The sequence below is a fragment of the Fictibacillus sp. 18YEL24 genome (assembly GCF_015903855.1).
In the GTDB taxonomy this organism is placed as follows: domain Bacteria; phylum Bacillota; class Bacilli; order Bacillales; family Fictibacillaceae; genus Fictibacillus; species Fictibacillus phosphorivorans_C.
Genome location: NZ_JACZDT010000010.1, coordinates 20,121 through 43,197, shown reverse-complemented (window position 1 = coordinate 43,197; position 23,077 = coordinate 20,121). Strand labels below are relative to the sequence as shown.

Below are 23,077 nucleotides of genomic sequence, written 5' to 3'. Positions count from 1 at the left end.
ATTAATTTTTAGGATTAAGGCTGATATTTCAAGGATTAGCATTAAGAATACAGGACAGGGTATATGTTTATGGCTACCTGTAAGTGAAAAAACGCATGAATTTTCGTTCTTACAAGAACAAAATAGCAAGCTAAATCATTTTTAGCTAACTTTTCACCCGATTTTATCGAAGAGAGATGGCTTTTGGCCTCAATTTTGTTTAATTACGCTACCGCCAAGCTGTCTGGAGTATAAGATTGAGTTGCTTCACTAGGAAAGCATCTAAAACGTAAATCATCCACTTACATATCCATCAATCGACTTCGTAAAAGACCATTTTCCCTTTATTGACAAGCGTATACCCCTATGTTAAGGTTTTAAAAGTAACATTGTAACGTGGATGAGTGGCTTTGTCGCACGAAAGGTGTTTATTTAGCATGAGAAAAAAAGTTTTTTTAGCCTGTAAACAATGCTCAAAACGAAATTATACAACGATGAAGAACCAGCAAAACAATCCTGAACGAGTCGAGGTTAAAAAGTTTTGCAGCTACTGCAATGCTCATACCATTCACCAGGAAACGAAGTAAGCGAAACAAGCTTTTTTTATAAATGTTAATTGATCAAAAGGCATGGGGGTTTATGAAGATGGCGGATGTTGCAGAAAAGACAAAAAAATCACCAGCAAAGTTTCTTTCCGATGTAAATAAGGAGATGAAGCGTGTAAGCTGGCCTTCGCGAAAAGAATTATTTCGCTATACGGGGATTGTACTGTCAACTGTAGTGATTATGGCTTTGTTCTTCTGGGTTGTGGATCTAGGGATTTCACAATTAGTTGAGCTTATTTTAGGGTAGATTAGATATAGCTTCTTTTGGATAGAATGCTAGAGTATATCCATTTTAGGAGGGAAAGGACACGGGTCCCATCGTATGGAAAAAAATTGGTACGTAGTTCATACCTATTCAGGTTATGAAAACAAAGTAAAAGCAAACTTGGAAAAGCGTTTGGAATCTATGGGGATGACAGATAAGATTTTCCGTGTACTTGTACCTGTAGAAGAAGAGACCGAAACAAAGAACGGTAAGACAAAAACAAGCATGAAGAAAGTTTTTCCTGGTTATGTATTAACGGAAATGATCATGACAGATGATTCTTGGTACGTTGTACGTAACACACCTGGGGTAACAGGATTTGTCGGTTCTGCTGGAGCGGGCTCGAAGCCAACGGCACTTTTGCCTGAGGAAGTAGATCATATTCTTAAAGGTATGGGTATGGAAGCTCCGCGCGTTGAAGTTGATTTCGAAATCAAGGAATCTGTAAAAGTAAAAGAAGGTCCTTTTGCTGACTTTGTTGGTACGATCGAAGAGATCGACGCGACAAAACAGAAGCTGAAAGTTCACGTCAACATGTTTGGTCGTGAAACACCAGTTGAACTTGAGTTTACCCAAGTTAGCAAGTTATAATGGAAAAAGACTTGTAATCACTTCAAAAAGGTGATAGAATTTTTTATGTTTGATATTACTAATCAACTGCTTCCTCTCTTTTAGGAGGGGAAGCGTATTTTTGAGTGGGAGGGTTTCGGCCCATAATACCACATCACGGACTTAAGGAGGTGTGTCGCGTGGCTAAAAAGGTTATTAAGATGGTAAAATTGCAAATCCCTGCTGGTAAAGCAAACCCGGCACCGCCAGTTGGACCTGCACTAGGACAAGCTGGGGTAAACATCATGGGATTCTGTAAAGAATTCAACGCTCGTACTGCTGATCAAGCTGGTTTAATCATTCCGGTAGAAATCACGGTTTTCGAAGACCGTTCATTTACATTCATCACTAAAACTCCTCCGGCTGCTGTTCTTTTAAAGAAAGCTGCAGGAATCGAGTCAGGTTCTGGTGAGCCTAACAAGAAAAAAGTTGCGACTGTAAAGCGTGATAAAGTTCGCGAAATCGCAGAATCAAAAATGCCTGACCTAAACGCTGCTAGTGTTGAAGCTGCAATGCGTATGGTTGAAGGTACAGCACGCAGCATGGGAATTGTTATCGAAGACTAATTCCTGTGTTTGATGTCTATTAGGTTGCGAGTAAATGGATTGATATCCTGCCCGTCAAACGGTTCGCAACCTTTATTCATGCAATGCGTTCGATTGCACTTGATGGTAAGTGCAATAAGTGGGAGGAATATCCGCTAAACCACATAAGGAGGACAAAAACAAATGGCAAACAAAGGTAAGAAATACCAAGAAGCGGCTAAATTAGTAGACCGCACAAAAGCATATGACGCTGCAGAAGCGATCGAGCTAGTTAAAAAAGCTGCTCCTGCAAAATTTGACGAGTCTGTAGAAGTTGCAGTTCGTTTAGGTGTAGACACGAAGAAAGCTGACCAACAAGTTCGTGGAGCAGTAGTGCTTCCAAACGGAACTGGTAAGACTCAACGTGTATTAGTATTCGCAAAAGGTGAAAAAGCAAAAGAAGCTGAAGCTGCTGGAGCAGATCACGTTGGCGATTCTGACTACATCAACAAAATCCAACAAGGTTGGTTCGAGTTCGACGTAATCGTTGCTACTCCGGACATGATGGCTGAAGTTGGTAAACTTGGACGTGTTCTAGGGCCTAAAGGATTAATGCCTAACCCTAAAACAGGAACAGTTACATTTGAAGTTGAAAAAGCGATTAACGAAATCAAAGCTGGTAAAGTAGAATACCGTGTCGACAAGACTGGTAACGTTCACGTTCCAATCGGTAAAGTATCTTTCGAAGCTGAGAAGCTTGCAGAAAACCTTAACACAATCATCGAAACATTGTTGAAAGTTAAGCCTGCAGCTGCAAAGGGAACTTACATGAAGAACGTAGCTGTTTCTTCTACAATGGGACCTGGGATCAAAGTTAATCCATCTTCATTTGCTGTAAAACGATAGTTGACAAACGGGTTTCGACCCGTTATATTATATACTGTTAAACACAAACGCATCAGATGAATGCCGTAGACAGCAGGAGCCAACTGGCTTAAATCTTCCTGCCGAGGTGAAGCATCGTAAGCTCATTAGTTAATTACTTATGACTTTAGATACTCACGCCTCCATGTCTCGACATGGAGGCTTTGTTTTTGGACAAAACCTGCGGTGATGCAATCATTTTACAGGAGGTGTAATAATGAGCAGCATTTTAGAAACAAAAAAGCAGTTAGTATCCACTATTTCTGAGAAAATCAAAAATAGCCAATCAACAATCCTTGTTGACTACCGTGGTCTTACTGTTTCTGAGGTTACTGAACTTCGTAAGTCTTTACGTGATGCTGGCATCGAGTTTAAAGTTTACAAAAACTCAATGGTAGTTCGCGCTGCTGAAGAGAATGACCTTAAAGAATTAGCAGAACACTTAACTGGTCCTACAGCGATCGCATTTTCAAATGAAGATGTTGTAGCTCCTGCTAAGATTCTTAACGACTTCGCTAAGAAACACGAGGCGCTTGAGATCAAAGCTGGTGTAATCGAAGGACGTATCGCGTCTCTAGAAGAAGTGAAAGCTCTTGCTGAACTTCCATCAAGAGAAGGTCTTCTTTCTATGGTACTCAGCGTGCTTCAAGCACCTATCCGCAACTTTGCGTTGGCTACTAAAGCCGTTGCAGAACAAAAAGAAGAACAAGGCGCATAAGTCTTATCTTCAACCAATAACTTACATTCCATAAGGAGGAAATTATAATGTCTAAAGAGCAAATCATTGAAAGCTTAAAAACAATGACTGTTTTAGAGCTTAACGACCTAGTAAAAGCAATCGAAGAAGAGTTTGGTGTAACTGCTGCTGCTCCTGTAGCTGTAGCTGGTGGAGCTGCTGGTGGAGACGCTGCTGCTGAACAAACTGAATTCGACGTAATTCTTGCAAGCGGTGGAGCTTCAAAAATTAAAGTTATCAAAGTTGTTCGTGAACTTACAGGTCTTGGCCTTAAAGAAGCGAAAGAACTTGTTGACGGTGCTCCTAAGCCAGTTAAAGAAGGCGTATCTAAAGACGAAGCTGAAGAAATCAAAGCTAAACTTGAAGAAGTTGGAGCTTCTGTTGAAGTTAAGTAATTCAAAAGAAAAGGTTCGCCCGATGGCGGACCTTTTTGTTTGTTTCGCTTAATCTTTTTAGAAGGTTTTCTTCTAAAAGGGTGTTGCTATTCTCGTCTTATGCAAGTTGATGGGAATGCAAGGTGCGTGCCTACCACCTGGTAAGCTTCTCGAAAGGCATGCGACGAGGAAGCTGGTATCAGTAGCATTTACTTGTAGACGCAGGAGCAAGGATGATTCCTTGGATGTCTATCTTTTAAATACCTCACCGAACGCCCCGTGGAAAGCGAGCAACCTGGAGTGGAAATCAACTACTCACACAAGCATCTTTATAGATAGACCGTTAAAGAATTTTGGAACGGGAATACTGTCTTTATCAGAAGGTAAGGAGAGTTTGAAAACAATGAAGAACCATTATTACTCTGAAACACCTGGTACAGAAAGCAAAAGAGAAACATGGGAATTTACATTAAACGGCGAAAAGTTTCGCTTTACGACAGATGCTGGTGTCTTTTCGAAGAAAGAAGTAGATTTTGGCAGTCGCGTTTTAATAGAGTCCTTTGTATCTCCAGAAGTATCTGGTGATTATATAGATGTAGGATGCGGTTACGGGCCGATCGGGCTTTCGCTTGCTAGAGCGGAACAAGATCGTGTTGTTCAAATGGTGGATATCAACGAAAGAGCAATTGAACTTGCCAAGCTGAACGCAGATAAGAACAAGGTTGATAATGTAAAGATCTATAAAAGTTACTTATTTGCCGAAGTGAAGGATGAAGAGTTCGCTGCTGTTATCACAAATCCGCCGATTCGTGCAGGTAAGACGGTCGTTCATCAAATTTTTGAAGAAGCTTATCACAAACTTTGCGTTGGTGGCGAGTTATGGGTAGTGATTCAAAAGAAACAAGGTGCGCCATCTGCTATGGATAAAATGGAACAATTATTCGGCCAAGTTGAAACGGTTGCGAAGAAAAAAGGCTACTATATTTTACGCGCAATAAAAGTTTGACTTGATAAATCCCGTATGTTAGTATTATAAAATGCCAATGGATTCGCATTTTGCTGCTTATTTTTCGTGGTAAGCGAAAAAACGTTGATAAATCAACGTTTTTTACTCATGTTTAGACGTATAGAATGCGAAAAAGTTGGACAAAATTATATAATAGCTTTTATCAAAATAGGAAAACTGCGGTTTTAAAAATATGAAACCCTTTTTCTTTTTGTTTTCTAACCTTCTTAATAGAATGTTAGATAGAAATATGATACACGAAAAAAACGCTGGATTTGAGGGGTGAAGCAGTTGACAGGTCAACTAGTTCAGTTTGGACGCCACCGCCAACGAAGAAGTTATGCAAGGATTAGCGAAGTGCTTGAATTACCAAACTTAATTGAAATTCAAACCGCTTCCTATCAATGGTTTCTTGATGAGGGGTTACGTGAAATGTTCCGAGACATTTCGCCGATTGAAGATTTTACAGGGAACCTCGTTTTAGAGTTTATTGATTATAACTTAGGTGAGCCGAAGTATCCTGTAGATGAATCAAAAGAGCGCGATGTTACTTACGCTGCTCCGCTTCGTGTGAAAGTGCGTCTGATCAATAAAGAGACGGGCGAAGTAAAAGAGCAGGAAGTATTTATGGGAGATTTCCCGTTAATGACAGATACGGGAACCTTTGTGATCAACGGGGCAGAGCGTGTAATTGTATCACAGCTCGTTCGTTCACCAAGTGTTTACTATAGTGAGAAAATCGACAAAAACGGTAAAAAAGGTTTTACCGCTACTGTCATTCCAAACCGCGGTGCTTGGCTGGAGTTCGAAACAGATGCTAAGGACGTAGTTTATGTGCGTATTGACCGCACAAGAAAAATCCCTATTACCGTATTGCTTCGTGCTTTAGGGTTTGGGTCTGATCAAGAAATCATTGATTTGCTTGGAGAAGACGAGTATCTACGTAACACGCTAGATAAGGATAATACAGAAGGAACGGAAAAAGCCCTTCTCGAAATCTATGAGCGTCTTCGTCCAGGAGAGCCTCCAACAGTAGATAATGCAAAAAGTTTATTAGATTCTAGGTTCTTTGATCCTAAACGCTATGACTTAGCTAACGTTGGACGCTACAAAATCAATAAAAAGCTTCATATAAAGAATCGTCTCTTTAACCAGAAACTAGCTGAAACACTTGTTGATGCTGAAACTGGTGAAGTGATCGCCGAAGAAGGTACGCTTCTTGACCGTAGAACGCTAGATAAGATTATCCCTGCTCTTGAGAGTGGTGTAGGCTTTAAAACCGTAACACCAGCAGGAGGAGTGGCTGAAGATCAAGATATCGCTCTTCAATCTATCAAAATCTATGCGCCTGATGATCAAGAGGGTGAAAGAATCATTAATGTTATCGGAAACGGACTTGTTGATAAAGAAATTAAAAACATCACGGTTTCTGACATTATTGCTTCTATCAACTACTTCTTCAACTTATTGCATCAAGTAGGTACAACAGATGATATTGACCATCTTGGAAACCGTCGTCTGCGTTCGGTTGGTGAGCTTCTTCAAAACCAATTCAGAATCGGACTTTCTAGAATGGAACGTGTTGTGCGTGAGCGTATGTCGATCCAAGACACAAATGCGATCACACCACAAGCGTTGATCAATATCCGTCCTGTTATCGCATCTATTAAAGAGTTCTTCGGAAGCTCTCAGCTTTCACAGTTCATGGATCAAACGAACCCGCTAGCAGAATTAACGCACAAACGTCGTCTATCTGCACTAGGGCCAGGTGGTCTTACACGTGAACGTGCAGGCTTTGAAGTTCGTGACGTTCACTACTCTCACTACGGTCGTATGTGTCCGATTGAGACGCCAGAGGGTCCGAACATCGGTTTGATCAACTCACTTTCTTCTTATGCAAAAGTGAACCAATATGGATTTATCGAAACACCATACCGTCGGGTTGATCCTGAAACAGGTCGTGTAACGAGCCGTATTGATTACTTGACTGCTGATGAAGAAGATCTATATGTAGTTGCACAGGCGAACTCTATATTAGGTGATAACGGAGAGTTCATGAACGAAGACGTAATCGCACGTTTCCGTGGTGATAACACTGTTGTTAAACGCGAACGCATCGATTATATGGATGTATCGCCGAAACAGGTTGTATCCGCTGCGACAGCATGTATTCCGTTCTTAGAGAATGATGACTCCAACCGTGCCCTAATGGGAGCGAACATGCAACGTCAGGCTGTACCTTTACTTGTTCCTGAATCACCGATCGTTGGTACAGGAATGGAGCACGTTTCTGCAAAAGACTCTGGAGCTGCAGTTATCTGTAAGCACGAAGGAATTGTTGAGCGCGTTACAGCAAAACAAGTTCAAGTACGCCGCATTAAAGAAGTAGATGGCAAGGAAGTTTCAGGCGACCTTGACACTTACAATATGCTTAAGTTTATTCGTTCCAACCAAGGAACGTGTTATAACCAGCGTCCGATCGTAAGCACAGGTAACCGCGTGACGAAAGGGGAAATCTTAGCGGATGGCCCTTCAATGGAAGTCGGTGAACTTGCTTTAGGTCGTAACGTTCTTGTTGCCTTCATGACTTGGGAAGGTTACAACTACGAGGATGCTGTTATCATGAGTGAGCGTCTCGTTAAAGACGACGTTTATACTTCGATCCATATTGAAGAATATGAGTCAGAAGCGCGTGATACAAAACTTGGACCGGAAGAAATCACTCGTGATATTCCAAACGTCGGAGAAGATGCATTACGCAACCTGGACGAACGCGGAATCATTCGTGTTGGTGCAGAAGTTAAAGATGGAGATATCTTAGTTGGTAAAGTAACGCCTAAAGGTGTAACTGAATTAACAGCTGAAGAACGTCTATTACATGCGATCTTCGGTGAAAAAGCTCGTGAAGTCCGCGATACATCATTGCGTGTACCTCACGGTGGAGATGGAATCATCCTTGACGTTAAAGTGTTTAACCGTGAAGATGGCGATGAACTACCTCCAGGTGTGAATCAGCTCGTTCGTGCATACATCGTGCAAAAACGTAAGATTCATGAAGGAGATAAGATGGCCGGCCGTCACGGAAACAAAGGTGTAATTTCTAAAATTATGCCTGAAGAAGATATGCCTTATCTTCCAGATGGAACACCAGTTGACATCATGTTAAACCCGTTAGGGGTACCTTCCCGTATGAACATCGGTCAGGTATTGGAGCTTCACCTTGGAATGGCTGCTCGTCAGCTAGGTATTCATGTTGCTACACCGGTATTCGATGGAGCGCGTGAGGAAGATGTTTGGTCTACAATCGAAGAAGCTGGAATGGCTCGCGATGGTAAAACGGTACTTTATGATGGACGTACAGGTGCTGCGTTTGATAACCGTGTATCAGTTGGGGTTATGTATATGATCAAACTGGCTCACATGGTAGATGACAAGCTACATGCTCGTTCAACTGGACCTTACTCACTTGTTACACAACAGCCTCTTGGCGGTAAAGCTCAATTTGGAGGTCAGCGTTTCGGTGAGATGGAAGTATGGGCGCTTGAAGCATATGGCGCGGCATACACACTACAGGAAATTCTTACGGTTAAATCCGATGATGTTGTCGGCCGTGTGAAAACGTATGAAGCCATCGTTAAAGGCGAAAACGTTCCTGAACCAGGTGTTCCAGAATCATTTAAAGTATTGATCAAAGAACTTCAATCTCTAGGAATGGACGTTAAGATCTGTTCTGGAGATGACAAGGAAATTGAAATGAGAGAGCTTGATGATGAAGACGATCAGGCAAGCGAGAAATTAAATCTAAATCTTGAGTCTTACACTTCGAATGACTAAAACAGGATATCAAAAGGGAGGTACGCTCCTTGATAGACGTAAATAATTTTGAATATATGAAAATTGGTCTTGCTTCACCGGACAAAATCCGGTCGTGGTCAAGAGGGGAAGTAAAAAAACCTGAAACAATCAACTACCGTACACTTAAGCCCGAAAAAGACGGCTTGTTCTGTGAAAGAATTTTCGGTCCTACAAAAGACTGGGAATGTCATTGCGGAAAGTATAAGCGCGTCCGTTATAAAGGCGTGGTTTGTGACCGTTGTGGTGTTGAAGTAACAAGAGCCAAAGTTCGACGTGACCGTATGGGTCACATCGAGCTTGCCGCTCCTGTATCTCACATTTGGTACTTCAAAGGTATCCCAAGCCGTATGGGTCTTGTTTTGGATATGTCTCCAAGAGCATTAGAAGAAGTAATCTACTTTGCTTCATACGTTGTTACTGATACAGGAGATACTCCTCTTGAGAAGAAACAACTGCTTTCAGAGAAGGAATACCGCACATACCGTGAAAAGTATGGAAAAGGTTTCACTGCACAAATGGGTGCAGAAGCGATCAAACGTCTTTTAGAAGACATCGATGCTGAAAAAGAAGTTGAGATGTTGAAAGAAGAGCTTAAAACAGCACAAGGTCAACGCCGTACTCGTGCGATTAAGCGTTTAGAAGTACTAGAAGCATTCCGTCATTCAGGCAACCATGCTGATTGGATGATTCTAGAAGTACTTCCGGTTATTCCGCCGGAATTGCGTCCGATGGTTCAGCTTGATGGTGGACGTTTTGCCACATCTGACCTTAACGACCTTTACCGTCGTGTTATCAACCGTAACAACCGTCTGAAGCGTCTATTAGACCTAGGTGCTCCTAACATTATCGTTCAAAATGAAAAACGTATGCTTCAAGAAGCAGTCGATGCATTAATCGATAATGGTCGTCGTGGCCGTCCGGTTACTGGGCCAGGAAATCGTCCGTTAAAATCACTTTCACACATGCTGAAAGGGAAACAAGGACGTTTCCGTCAAAACTTGCTAGGTAAACGTGTTGACTACTCTGGACGTTCGGTTATCGTAGTAGGTCCGAACTTAAAGATGTACCAATGTGGTCTGCCTAAAGAGATGGCACTTGAGCTCTTCAAACCGTTTGTTATGAAAGAGCTAGTTTCAAAAGGTCTTGCACACAACATTAAGAGTGCAAAACGCAAAGTAGAGCGCGTTCAGCCAGAAGTTTGGGATGTACTAGAAGAAGTTATTCGTGAACACCCAGTTCTACTAAACCGTGCGCCTACACTTCACAGACTTGGTATCCAAGCATTCGAACCAACGCTTGTAGAAGGCCGTGCAATCCGTCTTCACCCGCTCGTATGTACAGCTTACAACGCTGACTTTGACGGTGACCAAATGGCGGTCCACGTTCCTCTATCTGCTGAAGCACAAGCAGAGGCTCGTATCTTAATGCTAGCTGCCCAAAACATCTTGAACCCGAAAGATGGTAAGCCGGTAGTAACACCGTCACAGGATATGGTTTTAGGTAACTATTACTTAACTCTTGAACGTGAAGGAGCTATTGGTGAAGGGTCTGTATTTAAAGACATCAATGAAGCGATCATCGCTTATGAAAATGGATTCGTGCACTTGCATTCTCGTATTGCAGTACCAGTATCCAGCTTAAATAAAGAAACTTTCACAGATGAACAGCAATCTAAGCTTCTTATGACTACAGTAGGTAAGTTGTTATTCAACGAAATCCTGCCTCCGTCATTCCCTTACATTAACGAACCGACTACGACGAACCTTCAAGTGGAAACACCTGAAAAGTACTTCTTAGATCCGGCTGCTAACGTAAAAGAGGAAATTCAGAAGCATGAGGAAATTGTTCCATTTAAGAAAGGAATCCTAGGTAAGATTATCGCGGAAGTATTCAAACGCTTTAAGATTACTGAAACGTCTAAGATGCTTGACCGCATGAAGGACTTAGGATTTAAATATTCTACGCGCGCTGGTATCACGATCGGTGTATCCGATATCGTTGTATTACCTGAAAAGCAAGAGATTCTTGCTGTAGCCGAAGAAAAAGTAGTAAACGTTACAAAGCAATTCAGACGTGGTTTGATCACAGAAGAAGAGCGCTATGAGCGTGTAATCAATGTTTGGAGTTTGGCGAAAGACGAAATCCAAAATAAATTGATGGGTACACTTGATAAGCGAAACCCAATCTTCATGATGAGTGACTCCGGTGCCCGTGGTAACGCATCTAACTTTACGCAGCTAGCTGGTATGCGTGGTCTGATGGCCAACCCGGCTGGTAAAATCATCGAGCTTCCAATCAAATCAAGTTTCCGTGAAGGCTTAACAGTACTCGAGTACTTTATCTCTACTCACGGAGCGCGTAAAGGTCTTGCCGATACAGCCCTTAAAACAGCTGACTCAGGTTACCTTACTCGTCGTTTGGTTGATGTTGCTCAAGATGTTATCGTACGTGAAGATGACTGTGGAACGGACCGTGGCTTAGAAGTTGCAGCTATTAAAGAAGGCAACGAAGTTATCGAGCCTCTTCATGAGCGTTTGATCGGTCGTACTGCTTATAAAAAGGTATACCATCCTGAAACAAAAGAACTTCTTGCAGACGTTAATCAGCTGATCACTGAAGACATGGCCGCTTATATTGAAGAAGTAGGCGTGAAAGCAGTAACGATCCGTTCTGTATTTACTTGTGACACACGTCACGGTGTTTGTAAGAAATGTTACGGACGAAACCTTGCAACAGGCTCTGACGTTGAAGTTGGGGAAGCTGTTGGAATTATCGCTGCTCAATCCATTGGTGAGCCAGGTACACAGCTTACAATGCGTACCTTCCATACAGGTGGGGTAGCAGGAGATGATATCACACAAGGTCTTCCGCGTATCCAAGAATTGTTTGAAGCGCGTAACCCGAAAGGTCAAGCGGTTATCTCTGAGCTTGAAGGTACGGTTGTTGGCGTGAACGACAATAAAGATAAGCGTGAAGTAGTCGTTCAAGGTGAAATCGAATCTAGATCTTACACGATTCCTTTCGGTGCCCGTATTAAAGCGGTCGAAGGTGATAAGGTAACTGCCGGTCAAGTATTGACGGAAGGTTCGATCGATCCTAAAGAATTAATTAAAGTACGTGGTGCAGAAGGCGTACAAGAATACCTATTGCGTGAGGTTCAGAAAGTTTACCGTATGCAAGGGGTAGAAATCGGAGATAAGCACGTTGAGGTTATGGTTCGCCAGATGCTTCGTAAAGTGCGCATTATCGATTCTGGTGATTCTCAAGTACTTCCAGGAGCACTTATGGATATTCATGCGTTTACGGATGTTAACCGTAGTGTACTTCTTGAAGGTGGAACTCCTGCTACAGGTCGTCCAGTGCTTCTTGGTATTACAAAAGCATCTCTTGAGACTGAATCATTCTTATCTGCTGCATCATTCCAAGAAACAACTCGAGTTCTTACAGATGCTGCCATCAAAGGTAAGCGTGACGAATTACTCGGACTTAAGGAAAATGTTATTATTGGTAAGCTGATCCCGGCTGGAACGGGTATGAACCGTTACAGAAACATTGGAATCAACTCTCCAGTAGTTGAAGATGAAAACAATGAAGAGGCAGAACTGCCTACAGAACTTGTTTCTCAAGATTAATAAATGAAATGTTGACATCGGGAGCGCATCGGTGATATGATTACGGATGTGCTCCTAAGATTTGTTACTTTGGAGGATATTCGTATGTCTTATGAAAAAGTGACACAGGCTTCTGAAATTATCGTAGGTACTAAGCAAACAATCAAAGCTTTACAGAACGGCGAGGTCAAAGAGCTGGTCGTTGCGGAAGACGCAGATTTTCGAGTAACGAGCAAAGTATTGCAGATTGCCGAAGAGAAGCACGTACCGATCGTAAAGGTTGATTCCATGAAAAAGCTTGGAAAAGCATGCGGTATAGATGTCGGGGCCGCAACTGTTGCGATAAAAGGATAAAATTCATGTTTTTGCGATGGGCATCAATATCGCTCCTCTCGCAAAAACTTTCTTTTGTCCTAAAATGAACCACCTGGGTCGGTGGTATTACGAAAAAAGAGAGGAGGAAATACAAAATGCCTACAATTAACCAATTAGTTCGCAAAGGTCGTGTTTCTAAATCAAAGAAATCTGACTCTCCTGCGTTAAACAAAGGTTACAACAGCTTCAAAAAGTCCCAAACTAACGTTTCATCTCCGCAAAAGCGTGGAGTTTGTACTCGTGTTGGTACTATGACTCCTAAGAAGCCGAACTCGGCGCTTCGTAAGTATGCGCGTGTTCGTCTAACAAACGGAATCGAAGTTACAGCTTACATTCCTGGTATTGGCCACAACCTTCAAGAGCACAGTGTTGTTCTTATCCGTGGAGGACGTGTAAAAGACTTACCGGGGGTACGTTACCACATCGTTCGTGGTGCACTTGATACGGCTGGTGTTAACAACCGTATGCAAGGTCGTTCTAAATACGGAACGAAGCGTCCAAAGGAAGCTAAGAAGTAATATTTTTAAAATAAACTAAACAACTATCAGAAAGGAGGGGACCACATGCCACGTAAAGGACCTGTTGCTCGTCGTGATGTGTTACCTGATCCAATTTACAAGTCTAAGCTTGTAACTCGTCTAATCAATAAAATTATGATTGACGGTAAGAGAGGGGTAGCTCAAACAATCTTGTACAATGCGTTCGATCTTATTAAAGAACGTACGAACCAAGATCCTATGGAAGTGTTTGAACAAGCTCTTAAAAATATCATGCCAGTTCTTGAAGTTCGTGCTCGCCGTGTTGGTGGAGCTAACTACCAAGTACCAGTTGAAGTTCGCCCAGAGCGTCGTACAACACTAGGACTTCGTTACCTAACGAACTACTCTCGTCTACGCGGAGAAAAGACAATGGAAGAACGTCTTGCGTATGAGATCATGGATGCTGCTAATAACACTGGTGCTTCAGTTAAGAAGCGCGAAGATATGCACAAAATGGCAGAAGCAAACAAAGCGTTTGCTCACTACCGCTGGTAAAATCATAGAGGCAGTTCTCGGACTGTCTCTAAAACACTATAAAAATTCCTTTTAAAAAGGGAAGGAGAGAAATTCATGGCTAGAGAATTCTCCTTAAAAAATACTCGTAATATCGGTATCATGGCTCACATCGATGCTGGTAAAACAACGACTACTGAACGTGTTCTTTACTATACTGGCCGTATCCACAAAATTGGTGAAACTCATGAAGGAGCTTCACAAATGGACTGGATGGAGCAGGAACAAGAGCGTGGAATCACGATTACTTCCGCTGCTACAACTGCTCAATGGAAAGGTCACCGTGTCAACATCATTGATACACCAGGACACGTAGACTTTACAGTTGAAGTAGAACGTTCATTACGTGTATTAGACGGAGCGGTTGCATTACTTGATGCTCAATCAGGTGTTGAACCACAAACAGAAACAGTTTGGCGTCAAGCGACTACTTACGGGGTACCTCGTGTAGTATTCGTAAACAAAATGGACAAGATCGGTGCGGATTTCTTATATTCCGTAAAAACGATTCATGACCGCCTTGGTGCTAACGCTCACCCGATCCAATTACCGATCGGTGCGGAAGACCAATTCGAAGCAATCATCGACCTTATCGAAATGAAAGCTGTATTCTACGGAAACGACCTTGGTACTGATATCGAAGTTCGTGACATTCCGGAAGAGCACATGCCTTTAGCTGAAGAATACCGTGGAAAACTTATCGAAGCGGTTGCTGAGCTAGATGAAGAAATGATGATGAAGTACTTAGAAGGCGAAGAAATTACGAACGAAGAACTTAAAGCAGGTATCCGTCAAGGAACTTGTAACGTTGAGTTCTACCCAGTAATGTGTGGATCGGCATTTAAGAACAAAGGTGTTCAGCTTATGCTAGACGCAGTTCTTGATTACCTTCCATCGCCAATCGATGTACCAGCTATTAAAGGTGTACTTCCTGACTCTGAAGAAGAAGTAACTCGTGAATCAAGTGACGAAGCACCATTCTCTGCACTTGCATTTAAAGTTATGACTGACCCTTATGTTGGTAAGTTAACATTCTTCCGTGTTTACTCTGGTACACTAAACTCTGGATCTTACGTACAGAACTCTACTAAAGGAAAGCGCGAGCGTGTTGGACGTATCCTTCAAATGCACGCAAACTCCCGTGAAGAGATCTCTATCGTATACGCTGGAGATATCGCAGCTGCTGTAGGTCTTAAAGATACTACAACTGGTGATACACTTTGTGATGAAAAGAACCTTGTTATCTTAGAATCCATGGTATTCCCAGAGCCAGTTATCTCACTATCTATCGAGCCGAAGTCTAAAGCAGACCAAGACAAGATGGGTATGGCGCTTGCTAAGCTAGCTGAAGAAGATCCAACATTCCGTACTGAAACAAACGAAGAAACTGGACAAACGATCATCGCAGGTATGGGTGAGCTTCACCTTGACATCCTAGTTGACCGTATGCGCCGTGAATTCAAGGTAGAAGCTAACGTGGGTGCTCCTCAGGTTGCTTACCGTGAAACAATTCGCCAAGCTGCTAAAGTTGAAGGTAAATTCGTTCGTCAGTCTGGTGGTCGTGGACAATACGGTCACGTTTGGATCGAATTTGAGCCAGGTGATGAAGGATCTGGATTCGTATTTGAAAACAAAATCGTTGGTGGGGCAGTTCCTCGTGAATACATCCCTGCAGTTCAAGCTGGTATCGAAGAATCAATGAAAAACGGAATGCTTGCTGGTTTCCCATTACTTGACCTTAAAGCTCGTATCGTTGATGGATCATACCATGATGTTGACTCCAACGAAATGGCGTTTAAGATTGCCGGTTCAATGGCTCTTAAGAACGCTAAATCAAAGTGTGACCCTGCAATTCTTGAGCCGATCATGAAAGTTGAAGTAACGGTTCCTGAAGAGTACATGGGTGATATCATGGGTGACGTAACTTCCCGTCGTGGACGTGTTGAAGGTATGGAAGCTCGTGGTAACGCACAAATCGTTAAAGCGATGGTTCCACTTGCTGAGATGTTCGGATATGCAACTAGCTTGCGTTCTCGTACACAAGGCCGCGGTACTTACTCAATGCACTTCGATCACTACGAAGAAGTACCTAAGTCAATCTCTGAAGAAATCATCAAAAAATCAACTGGAGCTTAATCTCTTCGGTTGTAAGAAACAACATTTTCATGTAATCTAAAATGGGCAGTACAAACTGTTCGTTTTAAATAAAAAATCTACTATATGTAAACATATTTAAGGAGGAATCTTTCTCATGGGTAAAGAGAAATTTGATCGTTCCAAAACGCATGCTAACATTGGTACTATCGGTCACGTTGACCATGGTAAAACAACTTTAACAGCTGCTATCACTACTGTTCTTGCTAAGAAAAACGGTAAGGGTGTAGCAATGGCTTATGACCAAATCGACGGTGCTCCAGAAGAGCGCGAGCGTGGAATCACAATCTCAACTGCACACGTTGAGTATGAAACTGATTCTCGTCACTATGCACACGTAGACTGCCCAGGACATGCTGACTATGTTAAGAACATGATCACTGGTGCAGCACAAATGGATGGTGGGATCCTAGTAGTATCTGCTGCTGACGGCCCAATGCCACAAACTCGTGAGCACATCCTTCTTTCTCGTCAAGTAGGTGTACCTTACCTTGTTGTATTCATGAACAAGTGTGACATGGTAGACGACGAAGAACTTCTTGAGCTAGTAGAAATGGAAGTTCGTGACCTTCTTTCTGAGTATGACTTCCCAGGAGATGACATTCCTGTAATCAAAGGTTCTGCTCTTAAAGCTCTTGAAGGAGACGCTGATTGGGAAGCTAAAATCTATGAGCTTATGGACGCTGTAGATTCTTATATCCCAACTCCTCCACGTGACACTGAAAAGCCATTCATGATGCCAGTTGAGGATGTATTCTCAATCACTGGTCGTGGTACAGTTGCTACTGGACGTGTTGAGCGTGGTGTAGTAAAAGTTGGTGACGTAGTTGAGATCCTTGGTCTTACTGAAGAGCCAAAATCAACAACTGTAACAGGTGTTGAAATGTTCCGTAAGCTTCTTGACTATGCTGAAGCTGGTGACAACATTGGTGCACTTCTTCGTGGGGTTTCTCGTGAAGATGTTGAGCGTGGACAAGTTCTTGCTAAGCCAGGTACTGTTAAAGCTCACACTAAATTCAAATCAGAAGTTTATGTTCTTTCAAAAGAAGAGGGTGGACGTCACACTCCATTCTTCTCTAACTACCGTCCTCAGTTCTACTTCCGTACAACTGACGTAACTGGTATCATCCAACTTCCTGAAGGCGTAGAAATGGTTATGCCTGGAGATAACGTTGAGATGACTGTAGAACTAATCGCTCCAATCGCTATCGAAGAAGGAACTAAGTTCTCTATTCGTGAAGGTGGACGTACAGTTGGTGCAGGCGTAGTTGCAACAATCACTGAGTAATCTTATTACTCTTTTATAAAAAACACTCTCCTTTTGGAGGGTGTTTTTTTATTTGTGAAATGATGTGATATCGCACTTCAGGTGAAAACAGATCGCGGTTACAGGTGGTGAACTCGTTATAATAGGTGGTCAAAACCTATTTAGAGGTGAAAAAACATCATTTACAGGTGAAAACTTTAAGATTACCGGTGAACGTGTAATAAATATAAAAACACGTACCGTAAAATCCACAATAGATAACCCTATACCTAGTAAACAAAATCACACGGAATTAACAACTCCCCAACAATTCAAAGATCTATCTTAACCACTCATTTAAACATCTTTCTTCTATATATATAGAAGAAACACATCCAAATATGCAAAAGAAGAAAAAGGAAGTTGAAATCTGCTAATAAAGTCTCTATAATAGAAAAAGTGCGATTAGCAATAAATAAATGCAAATAACACTTGCATTGAGCGTTGCTTTTCTCTATAATAAGTAATGTTGGTCATTCACTGCGATGATCCGGAAGGTTGCTGACACACTAGGCCCCTTTGCCATGGCTGGTGATATCAGGTTGAATTTCCGCGGAGCAATGTCTGTTTATCAAAATAGGCGAATAAAGGAGGGAAAAAAATGGCAAAGCAAAAGATTCGTATCCGTTTAAAGGCGTATGATCACAGAATTCTTGATCAATCAGCTGAAAAAATCGTAGAAACTGCTAAGCGTTCAGGAGCAAAGGTATCTGGTCCTATCCCACTACCTACTGAGAAAGCGATCTACACGATCCTTCGTGCGGTTCATAAGTACAAGGACTCTCGTGAGCAGTTCGAAATGCGTACTCATAAGCGCTTGATCGATATTATCGAGCCAACACCACAAACAGTTGATTCGTTAATGCGTTTGGATCTACCGTCTGGTGTAGACATCGAAATTAAACTATAATTTCACGTTTGCTTATAAATATTTTACTTATTAATAGGAGGTGTGACGAATGACCAAAGGAATCTTAGGTAGAAAAATTGGTATGACTCAAGTTTTCGCAGAAAACGGAGATCTAATTCCAGTTACTGTAGTAGAAGTAACTCCTAACGTTGTTCTTCAAAAGAAATCCGTTGAGAATGATGGCTACGAAGCTATCCAACTTGGATTTGATGATAAAAAAGACTCTCGTTCTAACAAGCCACAAGCAGGACATGCTGCTAAAGCTAGCACGAGCCCTAAGCGCTACGTTAAAGAATTCCGTAATGTTGATGTTGCGGGATACGAAGTTGGTCAGGAAGTCAAAGCTGACATTTTTGCAGAAGGTGACGCTGTAGACGTTACTGGTACATCTAAAGGAAAAGGATTCCAAGGTGTTATCAAACGTCACGGGCAATCACGCGGGCCAATGAGCCACGGTTCCCGTTACCACCGTCGTCCTGGTTCAATGGGTGCAGTTGACCCTAACCGTGTTTTCAAAGGGAAAGCATTACCTGGACGTACTGGCGGAGATACAGTAACTGTACAAAACTTAGAAGTTGTAAGAGTTGATGCAGAACGTAATCTTCTACTAATCAAAGGTAACGTACCTGGAGCGAAAAAGAGCTACGTTACAATTAACTCTGCTGTTAAAGCAAAGGATGCTAAATAAGGAAGGAGGACAATCTGATGCCAAAAGTAGCATTATTTAAACAAGATGGTACTCAAGCTGGCGATATCGAATTAAACGATTCCGTTTTCGGTATTGAACCAAATAAAAGCGTGCTTTTCGACGCTGTTATTATGCAGCAAGCATCACAGCGCCAAGGAACGCACGATGTAAAGAACCGTTCTGAAGTTGCTGGTGGTGGACGCAAGCCTTGGAAACAGAAAGGTACTGGACGTGCTCGTCAAGGATCTATCCGTTCTCCACAATGGGTTGGCGGTGGAGTGGTTTTCGGACCAACACCAAGAAGCTATTCTTACAAATTGCCTAAGAAGGTTCGTCGCTTAGCTATTAAATCAGCGCTATCTTCTAAGGTTCTAGATAACGACTTAATCGTTTTAGAAGGACTTGCATTCGAAGCTCCTAAAACAAAGGAAATGATGCAAGTACTTGCAAATCTATCCGCAGATCGTAAAGCATTAGTTGTAACTGCTGATTACAATGACGCTGTTGCATTGTCTGCACGTAACATCCCTGGCGTAACAGTTGTTACGGCTAACGGCGTTAGTGTTCTTGACGTGTTAAACCACGACAAGCTTCTTATGACTAAAGACGCTGTGGAAAAAGTAGGGGAGGTGCTCGCATAATGGAAGCTCGTGATGTGATTAAGCGCCCCGTTATTACAGAGCGTTCTACTGAAATAATGGCTGACAAAAAATACACGTTCGAAGTTAACCCTCGTGCTACTAAGACTCAAATCAAAGGCGCACTAGAAGAAATCTTTGGCGTGAAAATTCAATCTGTTAACACTGCTAACTACAAAGGTAAGTTTAAGCGTGTAGGCCGTCATACTGGTTACACTTCTAAACGTAAAAAAGCTGTAGTTACATTAACTCCAGAAAGCAAAGAACTCGACTTTTTTGAAGGAGTTTAAAAAGAACTCGTAAAGGAGGGAAATTACAATGGGTATCAAAAAGTTTAAACCGACAACTAATGGTCGTCGTAACATGTCTCAGCTTGACTTTGCTGAAATTACAACTGACCAACCAGAAAAATCCTTGCTTGCTCCTCTTAGCAAAAAAGCTGGGCGTAACAACCAAGGTAAACTAACTGTTCGTCACCAAGGTGGAGGACACAAGCGTAAGTATCGTATCATCGATTTCAAACGTAACAAAGACGGAATACCAGGTCGCGTTGCTACAATCGAGTACGATCCAAACCGTACGGCTAACATCGCGCTAATCCACTATGCAGATGGTGAGAAGCGTTATATCTTAGCTCCAAAAGGAATTAAAGTAGGGCAAGAAATCATGTCCGGTACTGAAGCTGATATTAAAGTAGGTAACTCTCTTCCATTAGCTAACATTCCTGTAGGTTCTACAATTCACAACATCGAACTTAAGCCTGGTAAAGGTGGACAATTGGCTCGTTCAGCTGGTGCTGAAGCTCAACTTCTTGGTAAAGAAGAAAAGTATGCGCTAGTTCGTCTTGGTTCTGGTGAAGTTCGTATGATCCTTCTTACTTGCCGCGCAACGATCGGTCAAGTTGGAAACTTAGAGCATGAACTTGTAAACGTTGGTAAAGCAGGTCGTTCTCGTTGGAAGGGTATCCGCCCAACAGTTCGTGGTTCTGTAATGAACCCTAACGATCACCCACACGGTGGTGGTGAAGGACGCGCTCCAATCGGACGTAAATCACCAATGTCTCCATGGGGTAAACCAACTCTTGGATATAAAACTCGTAAGAAAAATAGCCAAACTGACAAGTACATTGTACGTCGTCGCAAAAAATAATGTGATTGTACTACGGTTCAATCGAGCCGTAGCGCAAACACAAAGGGAGGTTCTCAAATGGGTCGCAGTTTGAAAAAAGGGCCTTTTGTAGATGACCACTTGATGAAAAAGGTCGAGGCACTTAATGAATCTAACGACAAGAAAGTAGTTAAAACTTGGTCTCGTCGTTCTACGATTTTCCCTGACTTCATCGGTCACACAATCGCTGTTTATGATGGTCGTAAACACGTGCCGGTTTATTGTACAGAAGATATGGTCGGTCACAAGTTAGGTGAGTTTGCACCTACTCGTACTTACAAAGGCCATGCAGCTGATGATAAGAAAACAAGACGTTAATTGAGGGGAGGTACACAAAATGGAAGCAAAAGCAATTGCTAAACAAGTGCGTATTGCTCCTCGTAAAGCTCGCATCGTAATCGACTTGATTCGAGGCAAGCAAGTAGGTGAGGCACTTGCGATTCTACGTTTGACGCCTAAAGCAGCTTCTCCTGTAATTGAAAAGGTGCTTAAGTCTGCTATCGCAAACGCAGAACACAACTATGAAATGGAACCGAACAACTTGGTGATTAAGCAAGCGTTCGTTGATGAAGGTATTACTCTTAAGCGTTTCCGTCCTCGTGCGATGGGTCGCGCAAGCCGTATCAACAAACGTACTAGCCACATCACAATCGTTGTTTCTGAAAAGAAGGAGGGTTAAGACGTGGGTCAAAAAGTAAATCCAATAGGTCTACGTATTGGCGTCATCCGTGACTGGGATTCAAAATGGTACGCTGAAAAGGATTACGCTAATCTTTTACATGAAGACCTTAAGATCCGTTCTTATATTGAAAAGCGTTTAAAAGACGCTGCTGTATCAGGTGTTGAAATCGAACGTGCAGCTAACCGTGTGAATATCACAATCAAAACTGCTAAACCAGGAATGGTTATCGGTAAAGGTGGATCTGAAGTTGAAGCACTTCGTAAAGCCCTTAACGACATCACTGGTAAAAGAGTTCACGTAAACATCTTTGAAATCAAACAAGCTGACGTTGATGCTAAGCTAGTTGCTGAAAACATCGCTCGTCAACTTGAAAACCGTGTATCTTTCCGTCGTGCTATGAAGCAGGCGATCCAACGTGCAATGCGTATGGGTGCGAAAGGTATCAAAACACAAGTGTCAGGCCGTCTTGGCGGAGCTGATATCGCTCGTGCTGAACATTATAGTGAAGGTACAGTTCCTCTTCACACACTTCGTGCAGACATCGATTACGGTACTGCTGAAGCAGACACAACTTACGGTAAGCTTGGAGTTAAAATCTGGATTTATCGTGGTGAGGTCCTTCCAACAAGAGGAACGAAAAAAGAGGAAGGAGGCAAATAATTATGTTATTGCCAAAACGTGTTAAATATCGTCGTGAACACCGCGGTAAAATGCGTGGGAACGCAAAAGGCGGTACTGAAGTTCATTTCGGAGAATTCGGTTTGCAAGCTCTTGAAGCTAGCTGGATTACTAACCGTCAGATCGAAGCAGCTCGTATTGCGATGACTCGTTATATGAAGCGTGGCGGTAAAGTATGGATTAAAATTTTCCCGTCTAAGCCTTACACTGCAAAGCCTCTAGAAGTCCGAATGGGATCTGGTAAAGGTGCTCCTGAAGGATGGGTAGCTGTAGTTAAGCCAGGAAAAGTTATGTTTGAAATCGCAGGTGTCTCTGAAGAAGTGGCACGCGAAGCGTTGCGTCTTGCAGCACACAAACTTCCTGTAAAATGTAAGTTTGTTAAACGCGAAGAAGTGGGTGGTGACACAAATGAAGGCTAATGATATTCGTAACCTGACCACTGCAGAAGTTGAACAAAAAGCAAAAGCACTTAAAGAAGAGCTTTTTAACCTTCGTTTCCAACTAGCGACAGGTCAACTTGAAAACCCGGCCCGCATTCGTGAAGTTCGTAAAGCAATTGCCCGTGCAAAAACGGTTTTACGTGAAAGAGAGCTTGGGATTACTAACGGTTAAATCTTGAGAGGAGGTTCGCACAATGAGTGAACGTAACCAGCGCAAGGTGTACACTGGTCGTGTTGTTTCTGACAAGATGGACAAAACGATTACAGTGCTTGTAGAAACTTACAAGACTCACACTTTATATAACAAGCGCGTTAAATACTCTAAAAAGTTAAAAGCGCATGATGAAAACAACACTGCTAAAATTGGCGATATCGTAAAGGTTATGGAAACGCGTCCGCTTTCTAAAGACAAGCGATTCCGTCTAGTTGAAGTAGTACAAGAAGCAGTAATTATTTAATAAATTGTTCGGATTATACTCATATCCGAAAGGAGGTCCAT

At 42.3% G+C, this 23,077-nt stretch carries 26 protein-coding genes and 1 other annotated feature; all 26 genes read left to right on the top strand.

The genetic code is table 11. The features are described 5' to 3' along the window. The first annotated feature begins 416 nt into the window (after window positions 1-416). A complete protein-coding gene (gene rpmG, locus HU823_RS20710) occupies window positions 417-566 on the top strand; it encodes a 50S ribosomal protein L33 (protein WP_077365486.1) in 150 nt (49 codons plus the stop codon). Window positions 567-624: 58 nt separating this feature from the next. Continuing rightward, the gene (gene secE, locus HU823_RS20705) at window positions 625-831 is read left to right on the top strand and encodes a preprotein translocase subunit SecE (RefSeq protein ID WP_082861218.1); all 207 of its coding nucleotides are present in this window, start codon (window positions 625-627) and stop codon (window positions 829-831) included. A 75-nt stretch (window positions 832-906) separates the two neighbouring features. After that, window positions 907-1,440 carry a transcription termination/antitermination protein NusG gene (gene nusG / locus HU823_RS20700; protein ID WP_066390634.1) on the top strand — a complete coding sequence of 178 codons (534 nt, stop codon included), beginning with the start codon at window positions 907-909 and terminating at the stop codon, window positions 1,438-1,440. 158 nt (window positions 1,441-1,598) lie between these two features. Further along, complete coding sequence (gene rplK, locus HU823_RS20695; protein ID WP_066285502.1) at window positions 1,599-2,024, top strand: 50S ribosomal protein L11; 426 nt, start codon at window positions 1,599-1,601, stop codon at window positions 2,022-2,024. A gap of 162 nt (window positions 2,025-2,186) precedes the next feature. Continuing rightward, window positions 2,187-2,888: a 50S ribosomal protein L1 gene (gene rplA / locus HU823_RS20690; protein ID WP_066390636.1), complete on the top strand. Its 702-nt coding sequence runs from the start codon at window positions 2,187-2,189 to the stop codon at window positions 2,886-2,888. A gap of 45 nt (window positions 2,889-2,933) precedes the next feature. Further along, window positions 2,934-3,084 (top strand) — a sequence feature (ribosomal protein L10 leader region). A 39-nt stretch (window positions 3,085-3,123) separates the two neighbouring features. Further along, the gene (rplJ, locus tag HU823_RS20685) at window positions 3,124-3,624 is read left to right on the top strand and encodes a 50S ribosomal protein L10 (protein WP_144704568.1); all 501 of its coding nucleotides are present in this window, start codon (window positions 3,124-3,126) and stop codon (window positions 3,622-3,624) included. A gap of 47 nt (window positions 3,625-3,671) precedes the next feature. After that, window positions 3,672-4,037 carry a 50S ribosomal protein L7/L12 gene (gene rplL, locus HU823_RS20680; RefSeq protein WP_066237995.1) on the top strand — a complete coding sequence of 122 codons (366 nt, stop codon included), beginning with the start codon at window positions 3,672-3,674 and terminating at the stop codon, window positions 4,035-4,037. 382 nt (window positions 4,038-4,419) lie between these two features. Further along, on the top strand, window positions 4,420-5,022 hold the full coding sequence (locus tag HU823_RS20675; protein WP_144704574.1) for a class I SAM-dependent methyltransferase: 603 nt from the start codon (window positions 4,420-4,422) through the stop codon (window positions 5,020-5,022). A gap of 291 nt (window positions 5,023-5,313) precedes the next feature. Further along, window positions 5,314-8,856 (top strand): DNA-directed RNA polymerase subunit beta, encoded by a 3,543-nt coding sequence (gene rpoB, locus HU823_RS20670; protein WP_137792247.1) that lies wholly within the window; start codon window positions 5,314-5,316, stop codon window positions 8,854-8,856. A gap of 29 nt (window positions 8,857-8,885) precedes the next feature. Beyond that, on the top strand, window positions 8,886-12,509 hold the full coding sequence (rpoC, locus tag HU823_RS20665; RefSeq protein ID WP_144704577.1) for a DNA-directed RNA polymerase subunit beta': 3,624 nt from the start codon (window positions 8,886-8,888) through the stop codon (window positions 12,507-12,509). A gap of 84 nt (window positions 12,510-12,593) precedes the next feature. After that, window positions 12,594-12,842 (top strand): 50S ribosomal protein L7ae-like protein, encoded by a 249-nt coding sequence (locus HU823_RS20660; protein WP_066237983.1) that lies wholly within the window; start codon window positions 12,594-12,596, stop codon window positions 12,840-12,842. 116 nt (window positions 12,843-12,958) lie between these two features. Then, entirely contained in the window at window positions 12,959-13,381 is a 423-nt protein-coding gene (gene rpsL, locus HU823_RS20655; protein ID WP_066390653.1) for a 30S ribosomal protein S12, read from the top strand. A gap of 45 nt (window positions 13,382-13,426) precedes the next feature. Then, the gene (rpsG, locus tag HU823_RS20650; RefSeq protein WP_066237973.1) at window positions 13,427-13,897 is read left to right on the top strand and encodes a 30S ribosomal protein S7; all 471 of its coding nucleotides are present in this window, start codon (window positions 13,427-13,429) and stop codon (window positions 13,895-13,897) included. 75 nt (window positions 13,898-13,972) lie between these two features. Beyond that, a complete protein-coding gene (fusA, locus tag HU823_RS20645; protein ID WP_066390663.1) occupies window positions 13,973-16,051 on the top strand; it encodes an elongation factor G in 2,079 nt (692 codons plus the stop codon). 115 nt (window positions 16,052-16,166) lie between these two features. Beyond that, complete coding sequence (gene tuf, locus HU823_RS20640) at window positions 16,167-17,357, top strand: elongation factor Tu (protein ID WP_066390665.1); 1,191 nt, start codon at window positions 16,167-16,169, stop codon at window positions 17,355-17,357. A 619-nt stretch (window positions 17,358-17,976) separates the two neighbouring features. After that, window positions 17,977-18,285 (top strand): 30S ribosomal protein S10, encoded by a 309-nt coding sequence (gene rpsJ / locus HU823_RS20635; protein WP_053356198.1) that lies wholly within the window; start codon window positions 17,977-17,979, stop codon window positions 18,283-18,285. Between the two features lie 49 nt (window positions 18,286-18,334). Next, entirely contained in the window at window positions 18,335-18,973 is a 639-nt protein-coding gene (rplC, locus tag HU823_RS20630; protein ID WP_066390667.1) for a 50S ribosomal protein L3, read from the top strand. Between the two features lie 17 nt (window positions 18,974-18,990). Beyond that, window positions 18,991-19,614: a 50S ribosomal protein L4 gene (rplD, locus tag HU823_RS20625; protein ID WP_066390669.1), complete on the top strand. Its 624-nt coding sequence runs from the start codon at window positions 18,991-18,993 to the stop codon at window positions 19,612-19,614. After that, window positions 19,614-19,901 (top strand): 50S ribosomal protein L23, encoded by a 288-nt coding sequence (gene rplW, locus HU823_RS20620; RefSeq protein WP_066390671.1) that lies wholly within the window; start codon window positions 19,614-19,616, stop codon window positions 19,899-19,901. The genes rplD and rplW overlap by 1 nt, the downstream gene beginning before the upstream one ends. A gap of 28 nt (window positions 19,902-19,929) precedes the next feature. Next, on the top strand, window positions 19,930-20,760 hold the full coding sequence (gene rplB / locus HU823_RS20615) for a 50S ribosomal protein L2 (protein WP_066390675.1): 831 nt from the start codon (window positions 19,930-19,932) through the stop codon (window positions 20,758-20,760). 57 nt (window positions 20,761-20,817) lie between these two features. Then, window positions 20,818-21,096, top strand: a complete 279-nt coding sequence (rpsS, locus tag HU823_RS20610) for a 30S ribosomal protein S19 (RefSeq protein ID WP_066237951.1) — start codon at window positions 20,818-20,820, stop codon at window positions 21,094-21,096. Between the two features lie 19 nt (window positions 21,097-21,115). Next, window positions 21,116-21,457 carry a 50S ribosomal protein L22 gene (gene rplV / locus HU823_RS20605; protein ID WP_066237948.1) on the top strand — a complete coding sequence of 114 codons (342 nt, stop codon included), beginning with the start codon at window positions 21,116-21,118 and terminating at the stop codon, window positions 21,455-21,457. 3 nt (window positions 21,458-21,460) lie between these two features. Beyond that, window positions 21,461-22,120: a 30S ribosomal protein S3 gene (gene rpsC, locus HU823_RS20600; RefSeq protein WP_066237945.1), complete on the top strand. Its 660-nt coding sequence runs from the start codon at window positions 21,461-21,463 to the stop codon at window positions 22,118-22,120. 2 nt (window positions 22,121-22,122) lie between these two features. Continuing rightward, window positions 22,123-22,557, top strand: coding sequence for a 50S ribosomal protein L16 (gene rplP, locus HU823_RS20595; protein ID WP_066237943.1), 435 nt, complete (start codon window positions 22,123-22,125; stop codon window positions 22,555-22,557). Then, window positions 22,547-22,750, top strand: a complete 204-nt coding sequence (rpmC, locus tag HU823_RS20590; RefSeq protein WP_066237940.1) for a 50S ribosomal protein L29 — start codon at window positions 22,547-22,549, stop codon at window positions 22,748-22,750. The genes rplP and rpmC overlap by 11 nt, the downstream gene beginning before the upstream one ends. A 22-nt stretch (window positions 22,751-22,772) precedes the next feature. Next, window positions 22,773-23,036, top strand: a complete 264-nt coding sequence (rpsQ, locus tag HU823_RS20585; RefSeq protein ID WP_066390676.1) for a 30S ribosomal protein S17 — start codon at window positions 22,773-22,775, stop codon at window positions 23,034-23,036. Window positions 23,037-23,077 lie beyond the last annotated feature (41 nt).